Source organism: Marinobacter sp. LV10MA510-1, from assembly GCF_002563885.1.
In the GTDB taxonomy this organism is placed as follows: domain Bacteria; phylum Pseudomonadota; class Gammaproteobacteria; order Pseudomonadales; family Oleiphilaceae; genus Marinobacter.
The window spans coordinates 406275-425577 of the sequence record NZ_PDJA01000001.1 but is presented as its reverse complement, the minus strand read 5'-3'; the positions used below and the strand labels follow the sequence as shown (position 1 = coordinate 425577).

The following is a 19303-nucleotide window of genomic DNA, read 5'->3' as shown; positions in this document are numbered from 1 at the left end:
ATTAACGGAGTTACCCCATGGCGTCCCTGCAGGACCAGTTACTGAAAGCCGGCCTGGCCGACAAAAAAAAGGCCACAGCTATTCGTAATGAAAAGCACAAACAGCGCAAACAGCAGCCCAAGGGCACGGTGCAGGTAAATGAAGCCGAGCAGCGAGTACAGCAGGCGCGAGAAGAAAAAACCGAGCACGACCGTCAATTGAACCAGAAACGCCAGGCCGAAGCCCAGAAAAAAGCCATACAGGCCCAGATTCGCCAGTTAGTGGGGACAAACCGGCTGAATCGCAGCCATGGCGAAACGTCTTACCAGTTTGTTCATGACAAAAAAATCAAGAAAATGTATGTGGACGACATGATGGCTGACCAGCTGGCCCGCGGCCGTCTGGCAATCATCTGCGTCGGTGGCGATTACGAGATTGTCGCCGAAGGCGTAGCACGCAAAATCCAGGAACGGGACGCCCAGGCCGTTGTGGTCTTGCACGAGCGTACGAAAGACGACCTAGGCGACGACGATCCTTACGCCGGCTATGAGATCCCGGACGATCTTATGTGGTAACACCTCACCTTAAAAGACCCACTGAATTTTTCTATTTAACAATGCATCAAAGGAGCGTGTTAAAAAAACTCAAGAAGCCCTTTTCACGCCTCTGGGCCTCATACAAGGCCACCGGACGGAACTGCAGCTGGCTGCCCGGCTGGCGCTGAGCCAGCGCATCCAAGCTGCCGGGCGTTACGGCCCCCAGTTTGGGGTAGCCACCAATGGTTTGCCGGTCGTTTAGCAAAATGATGGGCAAACCATTGGCCGGCACCTGAACTGCACCCAGGCTGATGCCTTCGGAAATCAGACGTTCGCCAAACACCTCTAGCGCCGGGCCGTTTAACCTTGCGCCCATGCGATCGCTTTGCGGGCTCAAAGTGTAAGGCTGAGTGAAGAAGCACTCCAGAGAACTGGCGGGAAAACGCTCTACCTGCGCCCCCATAATCACATCCAGAATGAGCGCCTCGCGGTAATCGGGTATCCAGCCGGCAGGCACCTGGCGCTGTAACGGCGGGGTTTGGGTCTGGGATTCACAAGGCAGCAGATCGCCGGCTTTTAACGGTTGTCCATCGCGATGCAGGCCTCCGGTTTTCTCCCGGTGCAACGTAGCGCAGCTGTTGCCCAAACCTGCGGCAACGCTAAAACCACCGGCAACGGCCAGATAACTGCGAAGCCCGGCACAGGGCGCACTCAATGCCACCCTGTCCCCGGCTTTCAGCGACAGCGTGGCCCACAACGGCTGCGATGCTCCGTTCACCGTGACCGTCACCTTTGCTCCGGTAATGGCAATACGGGTGTTCAGCTGGCTGACAAACTCCACTTGGCCAAAGGTGATCTCTACGGCTGCCGCCCCAAAGCGGTTGCCCAACAGATAGTTTGCCCACGCCCAAGCGTGGCGATCCATGGGGCCGCCCGTGGCCAGCCCCAAGTGCATCACTCCGCGGCGCCCGGCGTCTTGAATCAGGCTCAGGAAACCGGGTTTTTCAATCAACAAACCGAGCTTGGAGTGAGTCACAACTTTCCCCCCTGCTTTTCAGCAGGCGCGCCTTGCTGTATTTCCAAACCCGGCTCCATGCCCCAGGGCAAATCGTCAAGGCGACCGCCAAGCTTAAGGTATTCGTCTTGTGCTATCGGGCGGAAGCGCACTGTTTGGCCGGCTTCCAGCAGGCTGGGCTGTGCGCGGGACTGATCAAACAGGGCCAAAGGAGTACGGCCAATCAGATTCCAACCGCCAGGCGACACTATAGGATAAAGCGCGGTTTGGGTGTCGGCAATACCCAGCGTACCCGCCGGCACTTTTGCCCGCGGGTTGGCAAGCCGAGGCACACTTAACTCTTCGGCCACCTCGCCCAGGTAGGCAAAACCCGGGGCAAAGCCAATGGCGAATACCTGGTAAAGGCGCTCGCTGTGGCGGCGAATAACCTCTTCCACGCTGAAACCTGCACGCTGCGCCAAGCGTTTCAGATCCGGCCCGACGCTGGGGTGATAAAACACTGGAACTTCAATAATCTCTGATTCAGCATCAACGTCTTCGGCAACATCGGGCAGCTGGTTCAGCACTTCACTCACCTGCCCCATCAAACTGGCCAGATCGTCCTGCAACACATCATAACGCAAAAGCAGAGTGGTGTAAGACGGCACCGCATCCAGCAGCCGCGCGCCCAGGCTTGCTTTTAAAGCGATTGCCGCACGGTGAATCGGGGTAACCAGAGCTGCGTCGATACGCTGACCAAAATGCAGGGTAACGGTATCTATTCCGCTGATGTCATAGCGCCAATGCATCACCCAGCTCCCTGAACGCGTCACGAATGGCCCGCACAGCTGCCACAGACTCCGGGTTGTCACCGTGCACGCACAGCGTGTCCGCTTCCAGATGCAAGGCTTTGCCTTCTGTCGACTGAATGCTCTGACCACGGGCAAAAGCCAGTGCCTGCTGCACGATGATGCTGGAATCGTGGTGTACGGAACCCGTCTGACTGCGCGAAACCAAATACCCGGCGCTGTCATAGGCGCGATCGGCGAAGGCTTCCAGCAGCAAAGCTACGCCGTATTCCGCGCATAACTGTTTCAGTCGCTGGTTGTCCGCTGTGGTCATGGCCATCAACGCCAAGGTTTGCGGCGATTTCGCCAGCGCCTCGAGGATTGCTCGCAGTATCACCTCGTCGCGCATCATGTCGTTATATAGCGCGCCGTGGGGCTTTACATAGCTCACCCGGCCACCCTGAGAAGCGGCTATCTGCGCCAGCGCACCCACCTGATACAACACCATGGCGTGAATTTCGTCTGCTGAGCAGACCATAGACCGGCGACCAAACCCTTGAAGATCCGGATACGCCGGATGGGCCCCCAGGGTGACCCCGTGTTCCAACGCCAGGCGCACCGTATTGAACATCACTCGCGGGTCGCCGGCGTGAAACCCGCAAGCGATGTTGGCCTGGTCAATAAACGGCATGACCTGATCATCCAGACCCATGGTCCAGGCGCCGTAGCTTTCACCGATATCGCAATTCAATAGCATGTGAGCCTCCGGGCTTATGACTGTAATGAATTCTGGCTGTGCGAATTGTTGCTGTAGCAAGTATTGGTTGTAATAAATGGCGACAAGCGCGGGCGCAAAATCATCCCAAACCCACCCTCAACACAAACAATTTATAGATAAATTACCTGCATTACAAAGTGAATTTACGTATATTATTTTGATAAATAGTTTGACACATCATCAACCCATAGCTAATTTTAGCTCACGAGGCGCATCAAGGCGGCTTTTTCGCCGCACTTTACGACTCACTGAAAACAACAACATCTGCTGACGGCTCCGGCGTCAGCTCCGGGAGGCAAAACCTATGAAAAACCCCATACAAACCGTTCACTTACCCGTTAAAAAAGGCTTCAGCCTAAAGCGTGTTAGTGCCACCCTGACAGCCGCCATGCTCGGCTTTATGGTAAGCGGAGCGCAGGCCACCGAATGGGACATGCCCACGCCCTATGGCGATTCCAACTTCCACACCGCGAACATCCGTCAGTTTGCTGACGATGTGCGCGACGCCACTAACGGCGATCTGAACATTACAGTGCACAGCAGTGGCTCGCTGATCAAACACCCGGAAATCAAGAACTCCGTGCGCCGCGGGCTGGTGCCCATTGGCGAGTTGATCATGTCGCGCCTGGCCAACGAAGATCCGCTGTTTGAAGTCGACTCGGTGCCGTATCTGGCCAGTGATTACGATCAGGCCTGGAAGTTATGGCTGGCCTCTAAAGACGTCCTGGCAGAGCGCCTGGAAAGTCAGCGTTTGAAGCTGCTGTTCGCAGTGCCCTGGCCACCCCAAGGTATTTATACCCAGTTCGCAGTTGAAAGCGGTGAAGAACTCAAAGGCGTGAAAATGCGCGCCTACAACAAATCCAGCGAGCAGCTGGCCGATTTGTTGGGAGCCATCCCCACCCAGGTAGAAGTGCCGGACATTCCCACCGCCTTTGGCACCGGCCGTGTTGACGCCATGATTACGTCGCCGTCGACCGGGGCCAACACCCGCGCCTGGGATTATCTCAGCCACTTTAACCACGCCCAACTGTGGCTGCCGAAGAACATGGTTGTAGTGAACGCCAAGGCCTTCCGCAGTTTGCCTGAAGCGACCCAAAAAGCGCTGGAAGACGCAGCAGCAGTGGCTGAGAAGCGCGGATGGGACGCCAGCAAAGAAGAAACCGACGCCAAAATCAAAATCATGCGAGATAACGGCATTGTCGTGTCGGAGCCCTCTGCGCAACTGGTAAAACGCCTACAGAAAATTGGCGAAACCATGACCGAAGAATGGCTCGAGCGCGCCGGCAGCGATGGCCAAGCTCTTCTGGACGCTTACCACCAGCGTTGATGCCAAGCCCATAGTGGAGCACGGGCGCCTCGTGCCTCCACGTATTCATTCATGCCAGCCCTGCAATGCAGGCATAACAGAGGAACATCACTATGCGCAGGGCTCTGGACGCATTCTATCGGTTGGGGGGTGCCCTTTCCGCGATCAACCTGACATTAATCATGGTCATGATTGTTGCCCAGGTACTCAGCCGGGTACTTGATGAATTACTGACCTGGTTGGGTTTCAGCCCTTTGGGACTGAACGTGCCAGGGCTGGCTGAACTGGCGGCGTTTATGCTTCTGGGCGCTACGTTTTTTGGCCTGGCCTACACCTTCTGGCAGGGCGGGCACATTCGCGTGACTCTGCTGTTACAACGCCTGCCCCACTCTGCCCACCGCATTATGGACATCCTGGCTCTGCTATCAGCCGCTGCCATTACTGCCTTTGCAGCCTGGCACAGCGCTTGGCTGACGTGGGACAGCTACGATTTCGGCGACCTATCCATCGGCATGGTACCGGTGCCGCTGTGGATTCCGCAGGCGGCGATGGTCATGGGTCTGCTGTGGTTATTGGTCGCCCTGTTAGACGCTCTTGTGTCGTTGCTCAGCGGCCGTATAACCCAACTTCACGACGAAGCACCTCAGGAGTAAGCCCGTGGAAATGATCTGGATGAGCCTACTGCTTCTGGTGCTGCTGCTGGCATTGCTGGGCGCGGGTTTATGGGTGGCGTTTTCGTTAACGGCCATCGGTTGTATTTCGCTGTATTTCTTCAGCAACGTCCCGGTGGGCGACAGCCTGTCGACCGCTTTTTACAGCGCCAGCGTGTCTTGGGAACTGGCCGCGTTACCGATGTTTATCTGGATGGGTGAAGTGTTGTTCCGCTCACGCTTGTCTGAAGAAATGTTCAGCGGCATTTCTCCGTGGGTGGGCAAAGTTCCGGGAAAATTACTGCACACCAACATTCTGGGTTGTGGCATTTTCGCGGCGATATCGGGCTCGTCCGCCGCTACAGCAGCCACCATCGGCAAAATGTCGATACCGGAACTTACCCGCCGCGGCTATAACAAAAATCAGATACTGGGCACTTTGGCCGGTTCTGCCACCCTGGGGCTGTTAATCCCACCCTCGATCATTCTGATTGTTTACGGCGTGGCCACCGAGCAGTCCATTGCGCGCCTGTTCGTAGCGGGTATTCTGCCCGGCCTTATGCTGATGCTGCTGTTTGGCGGCTATGTCATGATCTGGTCGCTGCTGAACCCGGAGGGCATCCCGACCGGCGAAGCGGAACACCTGTCTTTTCGCGCCAAACTGCGTCGCAGCCGCCCGCTGATTCCGGTGATGCTGCTGATAATTGGTGTGATCGGCTCTATCTATGGTGGCTTGGCCTCGCCCACCGAGTCCGCGGCCGTTGGCGTAGCGCTGGCTCACCTGTTGTCGTGGAAAGGCGGCTCCATGAGCCGTGATACCTTTATCAGCGCGATGATGGGTACGGTGAAAACGTCGTCCATGATTGCCTTTATACTGATGGGTGCCCACTTTCTGACAACCTCCATGGCCTTTACCGGTATCCCTCGCGAACTGGCTACCTGGATCAACACCCTTAACCTTTCGCCCAATATGTTACTGCTGGCGCTGACCCTGTTCTTCATTCTGCTGGGCTGCTTTCTGGATGGCATTTCCGTAGTGGTACTGACTACCTCGGTGATTCTGCCGATGGTGCAGGCCGCTGGCATTGACCCGCTCTGGTTCGGTATCTACCTGGTGATTGTGGTGGAAATGAGCCAGATAACACCCCCGGTTGGCTTTAATCTGTTCGTGATTCAAGGCCTGACCGGGGAAAATATTCTGCGAATTGCCTGGGCCGCTTTGCCCTATTTCCTGCTGATTCTGAGCGCAGTGGTACTAATAACGCTGTTCCCTGCCATCGTCACGTATCTGCCCAGCCAAATGGGCAGATAAGGCAACACTCAGCGCTAACCCATCATGATTTTTAACAACGGTGATATCACGTTATGAAAACAAAAAATTCAGCGAACGGCTCTGGCGAGAGCGCAAAGGCACGGCGCAATGTTGGGCCCATCGTGTCCTCTGCCCACCTGGCCTCGGGCCGCGCCATGGAGCTTTCGGAGTTGGAATTTGGCCTGATTGTGGCCGGCAATGCCTTTGATCGATGGATGGTGCGCTGTATGAACGCAGCCGGGCTGCAGGAGTTAAGCCAACTGGACGTGCTGGTGCTGCACAGCGTGAACCATCGAGATCGCGCTAAAAAATCCGCCGACATCTGCCTGGTGCTGAATGTGGAAGACAGCCACACCGTCACCTACTCCCTGAAGAAACTGCTGAAACACGGCGTAGTGGCTTCCGAAAGGCGAGGTAAGGAAACCTACTATTCGGTGACTGAAAAAGGTGAAGATGTATGCAAACGCTACGCTGAAATCCGTGAAAACTGCCTGGTGGATTCATTGCGAACACTGGGATTTGCCAACAGCGATCTGGGCGAAGTGGCTAGTTTTTTGCGTGGTATTTCCGGCCTGTACGATCAGGCCGCGCGATCGGCGGCCTCCCTGTAAAAGCCGGCAGAGCGGCAGGGTGACGCTCTTCACTCTTTGAATTCGGCTTTGTCCAGACCGTGTTTTTTCATCTTGTCGTACAGGGTTTTGCGCGCAATCCCGAGTTCAACCATGGTGTCTTTGATACTGCCATGGCAGGCATTCAAAGCACTGATTAAGGCCAGGCGTTCAAAGCCGTCCATCAGTTCCGCCAGTGTGCGGCGGCCATTCACGTTGGTATCTTGAGCCGTGTCGGTCTCGTCCAGAGCTGCCGGGCCAAGCAACACATAGCGTTCGGCCAGGTTGCGCAGCTCACGCACGTTGCCGGGCCAGTCGTGGTGCGTCAGTTTAGTTGCCTGGCCCGCGTTCAACGGGATGCTCTCGCGGTCATAGCGGGCCGCTGCAATCAGCACAAAGTGGTGAAACAGCGTGGGAATGTCTTCCTTGCGCTCGCGCAGTGGCGGGATATCCACTTTCACCACATTCAGGCGGTAGTAAAGATCTGCACGAAACACACCCTCGTCACTGAGGGTTTTCAGATTGGATTTGGTGGCGGCAATAATGCGTACGTCCACCTGCTGTACCTGATTGCTACCCAGACGCTCAACTTTCTGCTCTTCAAGCACCCGCAGCAGTTTAATCTGCAGCGGCATGGGCATGCTTTCCACTTCATCCAGAAACAGCGTGCCCTGGTGGGCGTGCTCTATTTTGCCAATACGGCGTTTATCCGCACCGGTAAACGCCCCCGCTTCGTGGCCGAACAACTCACTTTCAATTAGATTTTCCGGCACAGCACCACAGTTAATCGCGACAAAATTATGACTGCTGCGCCGACTGTTTTCGTGGATGTAGCGCGCCAGTGCGTCTTTGCCCGAACCGGTTTCACCATATAGCAGAATGTTCGCAGAAATATCCAGAATCGGGTCAATGGTGGCCATCACCTTTTGCATGGTGGCCGAACCACCCAGAATTCGCGGACCGGGTTTTGCTAGCTGCTTTAACTGAGCCTTCAAACGCCGGTTTTCCAACGCCAGCTGGCGCTTTTCCAAAGCGTGGCGCAGCAATTCCACCAGCTCCTCCTGGTTAAACGGCTTTTCGATGAAGTCATAGGCGCCCTGTTGCATGGCGCTCACCGCAGTGCTGATATCACCCTGCCCGGTCAGAATGATGACCGGAATAGTGTCGTCGAGCTGCTGCAGGCTGCTGAGCAGCTGCAGGCCATCCATGTTAGGCATGTTGTAATCGCACAGAACAACGCCGCTATAGTCGCGACCGATTTGCGCTAGCGCATCGGTGGCATTGTCAAAACAGGTCACCGCCAGGTCATCCAGAGTCAGGGCCTGGGCAATGGCTTTACGTATATCCGGCTCATCGTCCACGAAGATGACGTCACTTTGGCTCATACTTGGGTGTCCCGCTTTTTCAGTGTAAATTCAAATTCCGCGCCTGCGCCTGCGCCATCGCTGCGATTGCGGCCGCACAAACGGCCGCCAAGCGCATCCACAATCTGGCGCGAGATGGATAACCCCAGCCCAAGGCCCTGCTTAACCGGTTTCGTGGTGTAAAACGGTTCGAACAACTGCTCGGTGTTGGCCGGCAGGCCCCGGCCATTGTCACGCACCCGGCACAGCCAATAGCCCTGATGCTCCGCCACGTCTATGGTAATAACCGGCTGCGCGCAACCTTCCAGCGCATGCACGGCGTTGGCCAGAAGGTTCACCAGTACCTGCTCGATGCGGATTTGATCACCATGGCACCAGGTCGGCTGTGCTGGCCGTAGCCATTGAATGTCAATATCCCCGCTGTTTTTCTGGGCCGCGATGATCTTCACAGAGGCGTCCACCGCCGGGCGTAAATCGACAATGCTGGGCGGCCCTTCGGATTTGCGCGCGAACACTTTAAACTGGCGAGTCAGCTCAGCCATTTTGTCGCACAGCAGCACGATCTCTGCCAGGTTAGCGTCTACCATATCGCTGGCGCCTTTTTGCAGAAAACGCCGACTGTTGCGAGCGTAGGTCTGAATCGCCGTCAGCGGCTGGCTCATTTCATGGTTCAGGCCCGCAGACATCTGACCCAAAACCGCAAGCTTTGCCGCCTGTATCAGCTCCTGCTGGGTTTCCCGCAGGTCGGTCTGGGCTTGCTCACGCTGCTGGATTTCTTCAACCAACATCTGATTAGAGCGTTCAAGATCTGCGGTGCGCTCAGCAACGTTCAGCTCCAACTGTTCGCCGCGCAAGGCCAATTCGGCCTCGCGGCGATAGCGTTCACGCAAGTACAGCCAGGTCAGCAACACCCCAAAGTAAAGCGCCGTGCCTCCAAGCACAAAACCCAGGCGCGTCCAGATAACCGACCGGGTGCTCACCATTATCTGCAGCGTCCAGTCCATTCGTGGCAAAGGTGTGCGAACACTGAGGTATTCATGACTTCCGCCATTTTCACGAATACGAACGGTGCCGGACGGACCCGACAGGCCCCAGGGCTTATCCAGATAATCCAGCTGAACCGGTTCCAGATCCCGCTCCGGATAGCGTAGGCGTGAGGCCTCACCGGGTGCGGGGTTATCGCTGCCAGTAAAGTCACGGTAAAGCCAGCGGGGCTGGCTGGACAAAAAACTCACTCCGGCGGCGTCCAGCACCAGCATTTCGGCTTCACGCCTTGAGGCCGGCCGTATCCATTGCGATTCCAGTTCATGCACCAGCACCTTTACCGCCACAACTCCCAGCACCTGGCCGCGTTCGTCATGAACCGGGTGGGAAAAGTACAGGCCGCGTACACCAGAGGTGGAACCCAAGGCAAAATAAATGGCAGAACCGTTTCTTTTAATCGCTTCGTAAAAATATGGCCGAAAACTGAAGTTACGACCGACAAAGCTGCCGGCCTGCTGGTAATTATTGGCCGCGATGGTCAAGCCAGACATATCCATCAGGTATACATCTGAGCTGCCCACAATGGTGGCCATTCGTTGCATTTCTTCATTGGCCTGCAGAATAACATCCGTGTTGTCTGGTGCGTTCAACGCAGTCGCCAGCAGCGGATGTTCGGCCATCAATTCAGGAATGGGAAGGTAACTACTGAGCTCATTAGCCACTAACTGGCGGTAACGGAAAGACTCCACCAGGCTTTCCTGTTCAACCTGACGGTACCCTACCCAGCCGCCCAGAACCCAGGCCGTCGCAAGCACCACCACAAACACCAGCACAGCGCCAAAACGGAAAAACATACACCGGCCTCTAAAACACCATTAAAAGCACCGTTAAAAACCCCCAAAGCTAGTGCCGGGCCCGGCACAGAACAACACCGTTTATAGGTTATTCTGCACCGAACCCGGCGCCGGCGCTCAGGCTACTGCCGGGCGTTCACGGCGCTGACGCTGAATGATATAAGCTGCGGCCGCCATACCGATACCCGTCAGATCCGTTATCCACCCGCCCTCAATCATCAGCAAGGCTGCGGTAATCAGCAGTATGCGGGTTACCCAAGACGCTGACACGTCAGCGAACCAACCCAGTACGCCGCCTGACAGGATATAAACTCCAAACAGCGCAGTGACCAGCGAACGGGCAATTTCAAACCATTCGGCGTTCATCAACAAAGCGCCATTATAGAAGAACATAAATGGAACAATGAAGGCGGCAATACCGATACGGAACGAGGCCACCGAGGTTTCCATAGCGTTGGCCCCAGAAATACCGGCGGCTGCGTAAGATGCCAACGCCACCGGAGGCGTAATCGCGGAAACCACGGCAAAGTAGAACACGAAGAAGTGCGCTGTCAGAGGCTCGATGCCTAGCTGCACCAGCCCCGGAGCGACCACCGACGCGGCCACCGCATAAGCGGCCGTAGTGGGCATCCCCATGCCCAGCAAAATGGAAATGAACATGGCAAAAACCAGTGCCAGTAATTGGCTGGTTGCGGCCACGTCCAGCAGCAACACCGAGAATCGTGCGCCCACGCCGGTCAGCGAAATAACGCCCACAATCACGCCAGCTGCGGCACACACCACAATAATCTGGATGGCCATGTAAGACGCCATTTCCAATGCGCGCAGAATCAGGCCTATGCCCATCTTATTCGGCGAAAACCAGCTCACCACCGCAGCGGAAATAGTGGCCAGGGTGCCGGCACGAATCACCGAATAGCCCATAAATAACGCCACAATCAGAATAATAATCGGCACGAACAGGTAGACCTGTTTAATCAGCTTGCGAAGTTTCGGCAACTCATCTTCGCGCATGCCACGCATACCGGTTTTGGCGGCTTCAAAATCCACCATGAAGTACACCGAAGCAAAATACAGAATCGATGGAATAATCGCAGCAATCGCAATTTCGGTGTAAGGAATGCCGGTAATTTCCGCCATGATAAAGGCGCCTGCGCCCATGATCGGTGGCATGATCTGGCCACCGGTAGACGCAGCCGCTTCCACCGCACCGGCGGATTTCTTGCTGTAGCCGACTTTTTTCATTAACGGTATGGTCAACGAACCGGTAGACACCACGTTGCCGGCACTGGTGCCGTTGATCATACCCATCAGGCCAGAAGCAAAAATGGACACCTTGGCGGGGCCCCCGCGGGAACGGCCAGCGATGGAAAAAGCAAAGTTCACAAAATAATCACCCACTTTCGAGGCCTGAAGAAAGGCCGCGAAAATGATGAACAGAATAATGTAGGTAGACGACACAGCCGTGGTGGGCCCGAGAATACCGGCATCGGTATACACCTGGCTGAAAAAGCGCTGAACCGACAAACCAGGATAGCCCAGAAAGCCCGGCAGATAGGGCCCGGCAAATACATACACCAGAAACACCAGGCCGATAATAACCAAAGCCAGGCCAGCCATACGGCGAGTCAGTTTCATTATCAGCGCAACACCGGCAACCGCAGCAAAGGAGATACCAATCGGTGCAAAGGATGTGCCCGTCGCCATCCGCATAGAGGTGTTATATGCCATTAGAAAGTAAGCAGCTACCGCAATTGAACACACTACCAGCACCAGGTCCGGCAGACTGAAGCGCGAGCGTTCACGCTGGTGGAACCAGCTCATGATAATCGTCACGCCCGTTACAGCGAGCAGTGGCCAGCCAAAGTGCCAGGTTTCCAGGTTAACGGGAATGCGCAATGCGCCGTCTTGCACCATTTGCCAAAACGTGAACACCTGATAGCAAACATAAAGCGCTGGCAGCATGGCGACAGCGCTTACCCAGGTGGTCCAGCGATGGCGGGCGCCGCCCTCTTCCGCGGACACAAAACGGGCACCGGCAAACAGTATGAAACCCAATATCAGGGCACCAGCGATGTGCACAATCCGGAAAGACCAGGTTTCCAAAGGCGCAATATTCAGGGCATAAAGATGAAACGACGAGTAACCAATGGCCAACAGCGTCACAAACTTCAGCAGGTTACCTTCAAACAGGCGGCGATTGTTTTCTATGGGTTCTTCGTCCACATCATGGGCAAGCACATGATCTGGGCTTTCATCAATGTCAGAGAAGTTTTTGGGTTTTTGTTCGAGGGTCATGGGATATCCTGCCAGCGGGCAAATCGGAGCCGGCAAGTAGCCGGCAAACTAACCGGAGGCGCAGGCGCCTCCGGTGACAGCGTTACTTGATGTTGCTTTGCTCGATGGTGTAACCGTTTTCGTTGAACCAACGCGCCGCGCCTTTGTGCCACGGCAATACTTTATTCTTGGTGTAATTTTCAGGAATGGAGAATTGAGCTGCCTTATGGATCGACACCATTCTCTCGTTATTTTCCATAGTCAGCTTGGTAATTTCATACACAAGGCTCTCCGGCACGTCGCAATTGGCCATGGCGAAGTTCCACATAGACACTACACGAGATTCCTTTTCCAAGGACTGGTAGGTGTTTGCCGGAATAATGAATTCGGATACGGGGAAGTTATCAACCACTTTTTTTGCTTCGGCGTCGGTCATACCAATGATATTTACATCGGTCTGCACTTCCAGCTGACTGACCGCAGGAATCGGAATGCCAGCGGCAAAGGCGATAACATCAATCAGGCCGTCCTGCAACTGGGTACCCAGGTCCGACCAGCTGCCGTTGCGGCGCTCGAAGTTCACACCAAGCGTTTCCATCATGCGTGGAAAGTAGGTGTCTGAAGTGGAACCAGCCGGACCAAAGCCGATGGTTGCGCCATCGGGGATGTCAGAAATAGAGGTAATGCCGGAGCTGGTCAGGGCCGTCACGGAGAACGGAGTTTCGTACATGGGGAACATGGCGCACACGTTGTCCATTTTCATGCCTGGCGCTATTGGGCTGTTGCCGTCCATGGATTCCCGTGCAGGGCCCATGGTGGTCAGACCAAATTTTAGATCGCCGGTGTGTACCAGAGCCATATTCTGCATCGGGCCGCCGGTGATCTCAGCGCCGCCTGACACGCCCAAGTTTTCTGCGACAAAGTTGGCCCATCCAGCACCGTACGCGAAGTAGGTGCCACCCTGGCTGGCGGTGCCTACGGTGAAGTTGTCAGGCCAACCTGCCCGGTCCTGGGCGACGACCGGATTTGCGACGGCCAGCGTGGAGGCGAGTGCCACTGCCATAACGGCTTGGGTTTTCATAAAGAATGCTCTCCGAATCATTGTGTTGTTTTAGTATTCAACGAAGCCTGCACGGCCCCGCGTAACATCAAATGAAGCAATTAACGGACCATATAAATTTTAAGCTTATAAAACATATGGTTATGTTTTATAGAGGTTTTTTGGGATCTAAAATGGGTGAAAAACGACACATTCGAGAGAAACAGGGGAGAAATACGGGTAAGTAATGACACGTACGGCGAAATGCAAAGGCCCAATGCAAAACGCCCCGAACTGTGCTTCCACAGATCGGGGCGTTCTGGACTTCATATGGTGCGGCTGGGAGGATTCGAACCTCCGACCGCCTGGTTCGTAGCCAGGTACTCTATCCAGCTGAGCTACAGCCGCTAAAACTTGGGTTTACAAAAACTGATACTTTAAAAGTGGTGCGGCTGGGAGGATTCGAACCTCCGACCGCTCGGTTCGTAGCCGAGTACTCTATCCAGCTGAGCTACAGCCGCACATTGATCACTTTCATTTCTTTGGTTGACTGCAACATCAACCGGCTCTCTTTCCTAAAACAGGAAATGGCGGAGAGGGAGGGATTCGAACCCTCGGTACACTTGCGCGTACGGTTCCTTAGCAGGGAACTGGTTTCAGCCACTCACCCACCTCTCCTTGAGAACGGGGCGTATACTACCACGATTTTTTCATTTTCATAGGGTTAAACGAATTTTTTTACATTTGGAGTTCACTAAACACAAAAAAACCGCTCCGAAAATTCGCAAGCAGCTTTTTTAGACCAGCTAGTGATTGCCCGGCTCAGCCTCATCTGAACTTTTCTCCGCCTGAATGCGCTGATAGATCTCTTCGCGGTGAACAGCGACTTCTTTGGGTGCATTCACACCAATCCGTACCTGATTTCCCTTTACCCCAAGCACAGTAACGGTTATTTCGTCACCGACCATCAGGGTCTCGCCTACACGGCGTGTTAAAATCAACATATTCCTACTCCCTCTGAAAAAGCGACCTGTTCTTAAATAGGTGCTTCGTACGCGCTCACTTATAGTGGAATTACGCGCCCTCCGAAAACCGCACATTCACTTATACGGAGACATGCGTTAGCCGGTTCTGCGAATGGGCGTCCTGTTAGACGATGAAACAGCGGGCGGAGGCCCATTGCGTCAAGCCTCTGCCTCTACCAGAGGCTTGTCCAGCTCAAAAGCCGAATGAAGCGCCCTTACCGCAAGCTCAAGGTACTTTTCATCAATCACCACGGAAATCTTTATTTCCGAGGTAGAAATCATCTGAATGTTAATACCTTCGTTAGACAGCGCCTCGAACATCTTAGTAGCGACGCCCGCGTGGGAACGCATACCAACACCGACAATACTGACTTTAGCGATCTTTTCGTTTCCGATGACCTCACGTGCGCCCAGCTCGGCCGCTACCGAGCGCAGCACATCGCCGGCCCGTTTGAAATCATGGCGCAAAACCGTGAACGTAAAGGCGGTTCTGTTGTCTTCACCCACGTTCTGGACAATCATGTCCACTTCAATATTGGCATCGCTGATTGGCTTCAGAATACGCAGCGCACTGCCAGGCGTATCCGGCACCCCCGCAATAGTCAGCTTGGCTTCGTCGCGGTTGAATGCAATGCCGGAAACGATTGGTTGCTCCATAGCGCTATCTTCCTCAAGTGTAATCAGGGTGCCCTCACCTTCCTCGAAGCTGGAAAGTACCCTTAACGGAACGTTGTATTTGCCTGCAAACTCCACAGCGCGAATCTGCAGCACTTTGGACCCCAGGCTGGCCATTTCCAGCATTTCTTCAAAGGTAATATGGGTCAGCCTTCGAGCGGAATCCACCACTCGCGGATCGGTGGTATAAACCCCGTCCACATCGGTATAAATCTGGCATTCATCGGCCTTCAACGCTGCTGCCAAGGCCACAGCGGTAGTGTCTGAACCACCGCGGCCAAGGGTGGTAATGTCACCCAGATCGTTCACTCCCTGAAAACCTGCCACCACCACCACACGGCCGGCATCCAGGTCTTCACGCACATGTTGTTCATCAATGTGCTGAATACGGGCTTTTGTATGGGCACGATCGGTTAGGATACGTACCTGTGAGCCGGTGTAAGAGCGAGCCTCGCAACCCAGCTTCTGCAATGCCATCGACAAGAGTGCAATGGTCACCTGTTCGCCGGTAGACAGAAGGACGTCCATTTCACGCTGGCCGGGCTCATCGGTAATGTTACTGGCCAGGCCAATCAAGCGGTTCGTTTCACCGCTCATGGCCGAAACCACCACAACGATGTCATGCCCCGCCTTGCGAAAACCAAAAACCTTCTGAGCAACCGCTTCGATACGCTCGGTAGTGCCTACCGAGGTGCCACCAAATTTCTGTACATACAGGGCCATAATATTCCCACTGTCTAGACCGGGATTCAGGGCGGAAGTTGCTCCGCCCGTCAAATCAATCGGGCGCGATTATAAACCCTCACCCGTAGCTAAAACATGCGTTACTGACTATTTTTTTCAACCCAGCCAGCAACACCCGCCAGAACCTCAGTAAGCCTGGAGGCATCGTTACCCCCGCCCTGGGCCATATCAGGACGACCACCGCCCTTACCGTCCAGCTGCGCGCAAAGGTGCTTCATAATGTCGCCGGCCTTGACTCTACCGGTCGCTGATTTGGTTACACCCGATACCAGTGTGACCTTGCCATCTTCAACGCTGGCCAAAACCACGACGCCCTCACCCAACTTGTTCTTCAGCTGGTCGGCCGTTTCCATCAGTGCCTGGCGGTCCGCCCCTGGCATTTCAGCGGCAACTACCTTTAAGCCCGCCACTTCAACTGCAGACGACACTAAGTCGCTGCCGGCCGAGCTGGCAAGTTTAGCCTTCAAACCGTCGTTTTCTTTCTCCAGCTGACGGTTACGATCCAGTGTCTGTTGCACTTTCTCGACCAGCGACTCACGGGAGCCTTTTACCAGCCTAGCCGCTTCACGCAAGGTACGTTCGGCGCTGTCTACCCATTCCAAAGCGCCAAAACCGGTGACCGCTTCAATGCGGCGAACGCCGGAAGCAATACCGCTTTCAGAGGTAATACGCAGTAGACCAATATCGCCGGTGCGATTGACATGGGTGCCACCGCAAAGCTCAACCGAGTAGCTGTCTGAACCCATACTCAGAACCCTGACGGAATCACCGTATTTTTCACCAAACAACGCCAGCGCGCCTTTAGCCTGGGCCTGTTCCATGTCTGTCACTTCTGTGGCTACCGGGGTGTTTTCCAGAATCTGCTGGTTAACCTGGTGTTCGATTTCCTGCAGTTGTGCGGTGCTGACGGCCTCGAGATGCGAGAAGTCAAAGCGCAGTTTGTCCGGATCTACCAGCGAGCCTTTCTGGCTAACGTGCTCGCCCAGAACCTTGCGCAAAGCCGCGTGCAATAGATGGGTGGCGGAGTGGTTACGTTTGGTGCGTTCACGGCGCTCATGGTCAATGCGCGCATCCACTTCCAGGCCCGGGAACAGTTCACCTTCAATCACCGTTCCGATATGAAGGTGGTTGTTGCCCTCTTTGCGGGTGTCGGTAACCTGAAAGCGGCCACCGCTCCAGGTCAACAGCCCGGTATCACCGACCTGGCCGCCAGACTCCGCGTAAAACGGCGTGCGCTCCAGCACAATGATGGCTTCGTCGCCGGCTTCAGCGTTTTTGTGTTCACTGCCGACAATCACCGAGCGAATGCGCTCATGGCCATCAATATTCTGGTAACCACTAAATTCGGTCACGCCCTCAAGCTTCAAGCTTTCCGCGTTATAGTCGATACCGAATTTGCTGGCCGCCCGGGCGCGCTCACGTTGGGCATCCATTGCTTTTTCATAGCCCTGATAATCCAGAGTCAAACCTCGCTCACGGGCGATGTCGTTGGTCAGGTCTACCGGGAAGCCATAAGTGTCGTACAGGGCGAAAACTGTTGCGCCCGGAATCACGTCGCCTTTAAGTTCGGCAATGTCCTGCTCTAACAGGCGCAGGCCGTTATCCAGGGTTTTTACAAACTGCTCTTCTTCTTGCAGCAATATTTTTTCGATCTGTTTGTGGCTGCTGACCAGCTGTGGGAAGGCTTCGCCCATCAACTCAACCAACGCACCCACTAACTTGTAGAAGAAGGGGCCGTTGGCTCCCAGCTTATTACCATGGCGGGCAGCGCGACGGATAATCCGGCGCAATACAAAGCCGCGGCCTTCGTTGGACGGCATAACGCCATCGGCAATCAGGAAGCAACAGGAACGGATGTGGTCTGCGACAACACGCAGCGAAGCTTCGGTGGTAGCAACGCCGCCGAGCACGGCAGAGGCCGCTTTCAGCAGATCCTGAAACAGGTCAATTTCATAGTTACTGTGCACGCCTTGCAATACCGCGGTCACTCGTTCCAGACCCATGCCAGTGTCTACCGACGGTTTGGGCAGGTTAAGCATTTCGCCGTCAGCGGTGCGGTTATACTGCATAAACACCACGTTCCAGATTTCTATGTAGCGGTCGCCGTCCTCGTCCGGGCTTCCCGGAGGGCCGCCGGCTACATCGGGGCCGTGGTCAAAAAATATTTCGGAACAAGGGCCGCAAGGGCCGGTATCGCCCATCTGCCAAAAATTATCTGAAGAGTAGCGGCCGCCGGCGTCGTCGCCGATACGGACAATGCGCTCGGCAGGCACGCCAATTTCCTGGTTCCAGATATCAAAGGCTTCGTCGTCTTCGGCGTATACCGTGATCCACAGTTTTGCTTTTGGCAGGTTCAGCCACTGCTCAGAGGTCAGGAAATTCCAGGCGAAATTGATGGCTTCGCGCTTGAAATAATCGCCAAAGCTGAAGTTGCCCAGCATTTCAAAAAACGTATGGTGGCGAGCAGTGTAACCAACGTTTTCAAGATCGTTGTGCTTGCCGCCGGCTCGTACGCATTTCTGCGAACTGGTGGCGCGAGTGTAGTCACGCTGCTCACGGCCCAGGAACAGGTCCTTGAACTGGTTCATGCCCGCGTTCGTAAATAGCAAAGTGGGATCATCTGCCGGCACCAGTGAACTGCTGGGAACAATGGCATGGCCCTGCTGTTTGAAGTATTCAAGAAACGCCTGTCGCAACTCTGCCGTTTTCATAGCCCTTTGATACCTTTCCATAAACCCGACAAAAACTGCGCCAGGTCCGCGATTGAATTCGGATGCTTACATGATTGTACAAATCGGCTACTCTAGCACACGCCGACATCCTGAAAAACGTGAAACATCACCGGAGACCGCATGCCCAAACGCTTTCACAATGCCGACGTGCTTTTGCCGCCAGCAACCGGACTGAAACGTGGCCTGGCCATTACTTACGATGCACTTATCAGCATTGCAGTGCTCCTGGTTGCCACCTGGATATACACCATAATCGCTGGTCAGCTGACCGGTTGGGAAAAATACGAACAAATGGCGGCAGCCGGGCAGATCGAAGGCGGACCGGGCCTGACGTTTACCCTGTTTCTGGTGCTGTACCTGTTTTTCGGCTACTTCTGGACCCGAGCGGGCCAAACACTTGGAATGCAGGTGTGGCGAGTGCGTATTCAGAATCTGGACGGCGTGTCGGTGAGCTGGAGCCAGGCTCTGCGCCGTTATGTGACGGCGGCCGCCGTTGTGTTTCTGGCATTACTGGCAGGCTTCTACTTGGGCGCTGTCAGCCTGCTATTTTCCGTTCCGGCGATCGTTGTTCTGTTCGTACCCATTAACGGGCTGTCGCTGACCGACCGAATGTCAGACAGCGTTGTCGTTGAGGTCGAAAAGAAAAAGCTGTGACTGC

At 55.0% G+C, this 19303-nt stretch carries 16 protein-coding genes and 3 tRNA genes; 6 read left to right on the top strand and 13 right to left on the bottom strand.

The genetic code is table 11. The features are described from left to right. Nucleotides 1-17: 17 nt before the first annotated feature. Nucleotides 18-554, top strand: coding sequence for a DUF2058 domain-containing protein (locus ATI45_RS01990; protein WP_098418047.1), 537 nt, complete (start codon nucleotides 18-20; stop codon nucleotides 552-554). A 46-nt stretch (nucleotides 555-600) separates the two neighbouring features. Here the strand turns inward: ATI45_RS01990 and ATI45_RS01985 are convergent, their stop codons facing one another. From ATI45_RS01985 to ATI45_RS01975, 3 genes are read right to left on the bottom strand one after another with little or no spacing between them, the layout of a single operon-like run. Then, the gene (locus ATI45_RS01985) at nucleotides 601-1551 is read right to left on the bottom strand and encodes a biotin-dependent carboxyltransferase family protein (RefSeq protein WP_098418046.1); all 951 of its coding nucleotides are present in this window, start codon (nucleotides 1549-1551) and stop codon (nucleotides 601-603) included. Next, entirely contained in the window at nucleotides 1548-2318 is a 771-nt protein-coding gene (gene pxpB / locus ATI45_RS01980; RefSeq protein ID WP_098418045.1) for a 5-oxoprolinase subunit PxpB, read from the bottom strand. Before pxpB ends, ATI45_RS01985 begins: the two co-directional genes overlap by 4 nt. Beyond that, nucleotides 2302-3054 (bottom strand): 5-oxoprolinase subunit PxpA, encoded by a 753-nt coding sequence (locus ATI45_RS01975; RefSeq protein ID WP_098418044.1) that lies wholly within the window; start codon nucleotides 3052-3054, stop codon nucleotides 2302-2304. Before ATI45_RS01975 ends, pxpB begins: the two co-directional genes overlap by 17 nt. A gap of 325 nt (nucleotides 3055-3379) precedes the next feature. On the opposite strand from ATI45_RS01975, the gene ATI45_RS01970 reads away from it, so the two are divergent. From ATI45_RS01970 to ATI45_RS01955, 4 genes are all read left to right on the top strand, one after another. Then, the gene (locus ATI45_RS01970) at nucleotides 3380-4402 is read left to right on the top strand and encodes a TRAP transporter substrate-binding protein (protein ID WP_098418043.1); all 1023 of its coding nucleotides are present in this window, start codon (nucleotides 3380-3382) and stop codon (nucleotides 4400-4402) included. 92 nt (nucleotides 4403-4494) lie between these two features. Next, on the top strand, nucleotides 4495-5034 hold the full coding sequence (locus ATI45_RS01965; RefSeq protein ID WP_098418042.1) for a TRAP transporter small permease: 540 nt from the start codon (nucleotides 4495-4497) through the stop codon (nucleotides 5032-5034). 4 nt (nucleotides 5035-5038) lie between these two features. Then, nucleotides 5039-6343: a TRAP transporter large permease gene (locus ATI45_RS01960; protein WP_098418041.1), complete on the top strand. Its 1305-nt coding sequence runs from the start codon at nucleotides 5039-5041 to the stop codon at nucleotides 6341-6343. Between the two features lie 53 nt (nucleotides 6344-6396). Continuing rightward, nucleotides 6397-6954: a winged helix DNA-binding protein gene (locus tag ATI45_RS01955; protein WP_098418040.1), complete on the top strand. Its 558-nt coding sequence runs from the start codon at nucleotides 6397-6399 to the stop codon at nucleotides 6952-6954. Nucleotides 6955-6983: 29 nt separating this feature from the next. Here ATI45_RS01955 and ATI45_RS01950 read toward each other — a convergent pair whose 3' ends face one another. The 10 genes from ATI45_RS01950 to alaS all read right to left on the bottom strand — a co-directional run bounded on the left by ATI45_RS01950 (nucleotide 6984) and on the right by alaS (nucleotide 18624). Beyond that, entirely contained in the window at nucleotides 6984-8336 is a 1353-nt protein-coding gene (locus ATI45_RS01950) for a sigma-54-dependent transcriptional regulator (protein WP_098418039.1), read from the bottom strand. Then, on the bottom strand, nucleotides 8333-10153 hold the full coding sequence (locus tag ATI45_RS01945) for a sensor histidine kinase (RefSeq protein WP_098418038.1): 1821 nt from the start codon (nucleotides 10151-10153) through the stop codon (nucleotides 8333-8335). The genes ATI45_RS01950 and ATI45_RS01945 overlap by 4 nt, the downstream gene beginning before the upstream one ends. 117 nt (nucleotides 10154-10270) lie before the next feature. Beyond that, nucleotides 10271-12451: a TRAP transporter permease gene (locus tag ATI45_RS01940; protein ID WP_098418037.1), complete on the bottom strand. Its 2181-nt coding sequence runs from the start codon at nucleotides 12449-12451 to the stop codon at nucleotides 10271-10273. An 82-nt stretch (nucleotides 12452-12533) separates the two neighbouring features. Beyond that, nucleotides 12534-13511, bottom strand: a complete 978-nt coding sequence (locus ATI45_RS01935; protein WP_098418036.1) for a TAXI family TRAP transporter solute-binding subunit — start codon at nucleotides 13509-13511, stop codon at nucleotides 12534-12536. A gap of 289 nt (nucleotides 13512-13800) precedes the next feature. Further along, nucleotides 13801-13877, bottom strand: a tRNA-Arg gene (locus ATI45_RS01930). A gap of 36 nt (nucleotides 13878-13913) precedes the next feature. Next, nucleotides 13914-13990: transfer RNA gene (locus tag ATI45_RS01925), tRNA-Arg, on the bottom strand. 67 nt (nucleotides 13991-14057) lie between these two features. Next, nucleotides 14058-14147: transfer RNA gene (locus ATI45_RS01920), tRNA-Ser, on the bottom strand. 128 nt (nucleotides 14148-14275) lie between these two features. Next, a complete protein-coding gene (gene csrA, locus ATI45_RS01915; RefSeq protein ID WP_014870780.1) occupies nucleotides 14276-14473 on the bottom strand; it encodes a carbon storage regulator CsrA in 198 nt (65 codons plus the stop codon). Between the two features lie 180 nt (nucleotides 14474-14653). Then, complete coding sequence (locus ATI45_RS01910; RefSeq protein ID WP_098418035.1) at nucleotides 14654-15892, bottom strand: aspartate kinase; 1239 nt, start codon at nucleotides 15890-15892, stop codon at nucleotides 14654-14656. A gap of 101 nt (nucleotides 15893-15993) precedes the next feature. After that, nucleotides 15994-18624 (bottom strand): alanine--tRNA ligase, encoded by a 2631-nt coding sequence (alaS, locus tag ATI45_RS01905; RefSeq protein ID WP_098418034.1) that lies wholly within the window; start codon nucleotides 18622-18624, stop codon nucleotides 15994-15996. A gap of 141 nt (nucleotides 18625-18765) precedes the next feature. Between alaS and ATI45_RS01900 the strand changes: the two genes are divergently transcribed. Then, nucleotides 18766-19299 (top strand): RDD family protein, encoded by a 534-nt coding sequence (locus ATI45_RS01900; protein WP_098418033.1) that lies wholly within the window; start codon nucleotides 18766-18768, stop codon nucleotides 19297-19299. The last annotated feature ends 4 nt before the right edge of the window (nucleotides 19300-19303 follow it).